Below are 3,079 nucleotides of genomic sequence, written 5' to 3'. Positions count from 1 at the left end.
CGCCGCCGTGCGGATCCGGCTGCGGCTCGACGGCGTCAACCCGAACTCGCTCTCGATCTGCCCCATCTGCGCCAGGCATTTGTTCGCCACCGCCAGAAACGGATTCTGGATGATGTTGCCGCCCACGGTCTTCACCACAGGGCCGCGGCGCTTTACCTCCGCCTCGGCGTCGAGCCAGCGCCGCCAGATCACCACGTAGCGGGCCAGCGCCCCGGCATCGAGTTCGGTCATCACCCCGTGCCGGGCCAGAAGGATTGCCATGTCGGCGAACTTCGCCGCAGCTTCAGCGTCGAGGTGCTCAGGCGGATTTGGAATGGCTACGACCGGCTGCGGCTCGGCAGGGTTCATTCGGTGCTGGCGCGCTGTGCCTTTCACCAGCTTCAGCTGCGTCGGGAGCGGTTTGCGGCCAGCCATGATCCTGATGTCCCTCTTTCCGCATTGCGAGTGGCAGCTGGACACGCCATCTCGTAGGCATGTGCAATCTCTACAGCCAGACTCGTGCCCAAGAGGCGATGCGGCAGCTATTTGCCGCCGTGGACAAGCTCGGCAACCTTCCTGCCCAGCCGGAGATTTACCCCGACCAAATGGCGCCGATCGTTCGGATCGGCCTGGACGGCGAGCGCGAATTGGCCAAGGCCCGATGGGGACTGCCATCACCGCCCTCGGTCCTGAAGACCGCCCGCGACCCTGGGGTCACCAACGTCCGCAACACCGGCTCGCCTCACTGGCGGCGCTGGCTCGGCCCGGCGAACCGCTGCCTCGTGCCACTGACAGCCTTCGCCGAGCCGCGCGGCAAGGGAGAGGGCAACCAGTGGTTCGCGCCCGCGGACGGGCGGCCAGCCGCATTTGCCGGCATCCACGTCCCGGGCTGGACCTCGGTGCGCAAGGTCAAGGACGGCGCGACCACAGACGACCTGTTCGCATTCCTCACGACAACCCCGAATGCCGAGGTCGCCGTCGTCCACCCCAAGGCGATGCCGGTGATCCTGACCGAGCCTGCCGAGTGGTTGACGTGGATGTCCGCGCCCTGGAGCGAGGCACGTTTACTGCAGAGGCCCTTGGCGGATGGTGCGCTGGAACTTGTCGACGGTGCCGCCTGATACCTCGTGGTGATGAGGACCGAATGCTGCGTTTGATCGTGCGGTTGCAAACGGTGCCAAGGTGATCGAGGCCATGACGGAAAAGGGCGATGAAGATCGTCGCGGCAGCGTTCGCGCCCCCGATTGAACACAGTGGTACCTGTTGCGGCAGATCAGTGCGGACTGAGCGTTGGGAAGGACAGCGACCTAATGCCTCTCCATTCGTTCAGACAACCGCCGCAAGGTGAACGATCGAGCGAGGCTCACCGCCGTGAACACCGCGCCGATCCTCATGTTCTGCGCCAGAGTCGGATTCCAGCCGAACTGCGGGAAGATCAGGATCTGCGTGACGACGGCCACGCCATAGCCGACGATCACGTTGGCCAGCGACTCGACCAGCGACATGGTGCGTGACTGACTCATGCGGCGAACCCCTCGTTCTGATCTATCGCGCCGAGGCGCTCGACCGTCACCTCGGCGAAGGTCCGGCCGTCGCCATCGAGGATCGCGTCCCTGCGGGTCTCCGCCTGCCAGCGCTCGACGGCGACATCGACGTAGGCCGGGCTGATCTCCATCGCGAAGACGCGGCGGCCGTTGGCCTCGCCCGCCATGATCTGCGATCCCGAGCCCGAGAACGGCTCGTAGCAGAGCCCGCCGCGCGCCACGTGCTGGCGCATCGGGATGCCGAAGGCGTCGAGCGGTTTCGGCGTCGGGTGATCGGGCCGGTCGTCCCTGGCGAAGCTGGGCATCTCCCAGGTCGAGGGCAGCGTCTCGTCCGCCACCTTCGGCGGGCGGTTCGGGCGGCGCCAGCCCATGAAGCAAGGCTCGTGTTTCCAGAGGTAGTGGGACCGGGTCAGAACACCGCGGTCCTTCACCCAGATGATCTGCTGGTGGACGAAGGCGCCGGCCTTCTCCCAGCAGGCCTCGAGCATCGCCTGCCTGCGGGAGGCGTGCCAGCAGTACCACGCGGCGTCCTCGGTGATTGCTTCCGCCACGGCCGCGCCGATGAACTGGTCATACAGCTCCGCCCCCTGGCTGCTGTCGTCCCAGGTGACGCCGTAGGACTGCGACCAATCCTTGTTGCGCGTCGGGTGATTGCTGCCGTCGTAATCGACCAGATATGGCGGATCGGTCGCGAACAGCACCGCCCGCTCGCCGTTCATCAGCCGGCGGACGTCGTCGTGGCAGGTCGCGTCGCCGCACAGCAGGCGGTGATCGCCGAGGATCCAGAGATCGCCGGTGCGCGAGACCGGGTTGCGCGGCGGCTCGGGGATAACCACAGGCGCGGTGGATCCTTGATCTGCATCTTCGGTCCCGGCCAGCAGCCGATCCAATTCCCCATCCTCGAAGCCCATGATGCCGAGATCGACCCCGGCCTCCTTCAAATCTGTGAGCTCCAGCGCCAGCAGCGCCTCGTCCCACCCGGCATTCAGCGCGATCCGGTTGTCAGCCAGCACCAGCGCACGACGCTGGGTGTCCGAGAGCCCCGCCAGCGTGATCGTCGGCACGGTCTCCATCCCCAGCAACCGCGCCGCCAGCACCCGCCCGTGACCGGCGATCAGCGTGCCGTCCTCGGCAATGAGGACCGGGTTCACGAAGCCGAACTCGCGGATCGAGCCGGCAATCTCGGCCACCTGCGCTTCGCTGTGGGTGCGGGCATTCCGCGCATACGGCACCAGGCTGTCGAGGGGCCGATAGGCGACGGCGAGTTCACGATCGAGCATGGAATAGTTCCTTCGGATCGGGGGCTACCCCCCCCTCGCCATTTTGGCCACGGATGCAGAAAGCTTGGCGCGCGGTCCTGACGTCGAACCGGCCTGAGATTTGACCTCCCCCCGGGGTCAGCCGGATGGCCCGCGGTCGGGCCGGCGGTTGCCGAAGCCGCCATCCTCGGCAGCGGTCTTGCGGCTGTGACAGGACGCACAGAGCGGCTGCCATCCGTCCTGGTCCCAGAACCGCTCGGGGTCGCCCCGATGCGGGACGACATGGTCCACGGTGTT

The 3,079-nt window shown here is 66.8% G+C and carries 5 protein-coding genes; 1 reads left to right on the top strand and 4 read right to left on the bottom strand.

Annotated features, from left to right (window positions below; translation table 11 throughout):
- Window positions 1-414 (bottom strand): phage terminase small subunit P27 family (locus tag CK240_RS17225; protein ID WP_095641504.1); only part of this gene is annotated, 414 nt, incomplete at its 3' end.
- Between the two features lie 59 nt (window positions 415-473).
- Between CK240_RS17225 and CK240_RS17220 the strand changes: the two genes are divergently transcribed.
- Entirely contained in the window at window positions 474-1,100 is a 627-nt protein-coding gene (locus CK240_RS17220) for an SOS response-associated peptidase (protein ID WP_095641503.1), read from the top strand.
- A 186-nt stretch (window positions 1,101-1,286) separates the two neighbouring features.
- Here CK240_RS17220 and CK240_RS17215 read toward each other — a convergent pair whose 3' ends face one another.
- The 3 genes from CK240_RS17215 to CK240_RS17205 all read right to left on the bottom strand — a co-directional run.
- The gene (locus CK240_RS17215) at window positions 1,287-1,502 is read right to left on the bottom strand and encodes a DUF7220 family protein (RefSeq protein ID WP_036716044.1); all 216 of its coding nucleotides are present in this window, start codon (window positions 1,500-1,502) and stop codon (window positions 1,287-1,289) included.
- Window positions 1,499-2,803, bottom strand: coding sequence for a site-specific DNA-methyltransferase (locus CK240_RS17210; protein WP_095641502.1), 1,305 nt, complete (start codon window positions 2,801-2,803; stop codon window positions 1,499-1,501). The genes CK240_RS17215 and CK240_RS17210 overlap by 4 nt, the downstream gene beginning before the upstream one ends.
- A gap of 117 nt (window positions 2,804-2,920) precedes the next feature.
- On the bottom strand, window positions 2,921-3,079 hold a 159-nt coding region (locus tag CK240_RS17205), incomplete at its 5' end, for an HNH endonuclease (protein WP_135058896.1).

The sequence above is a fragment of the Paracoccus salipaludis genome (genome assembly GCF_002287065.1).
Classification (GTDB): domain Bacteria; phylum Pseudomonadota; class Alphaproteobacteria; order Rhodobacterales; family Rhodobacteraceae; genus Paracoccus; species Paracoccus salipaludis.
The sequence above is the reverse complement of the archived record's forward strand: the minus strand, read 5'-3'. Positions and strand labels throughout refer to the sequence as shown.

Bases quoted from the DNA above. Each gene is read 5' to 3' on its own strand.
- CK240_RS17210 (WP_095641502.1), bottom strand. From the start codon at position 2,803: ATGCTCGATCGTGAACTCGCCGTCGCCTATCGGCCCCTCGACAGCCTG.
- CK240_RS17220 (WP_095641503.1), top strand. From the start codon at position 474: ATGTGCAATCTCTACAGCCAGACTCGTGCCCAAGAGGCGATGCGGCAG.
- CK240_RS17215 (WP_036716044.1), bottom strand. From the start codon at position 1,502: ATGAGTCAGTCACGCACCATGTCGCTGGTCGAGTCGCTGGCCAACGTG.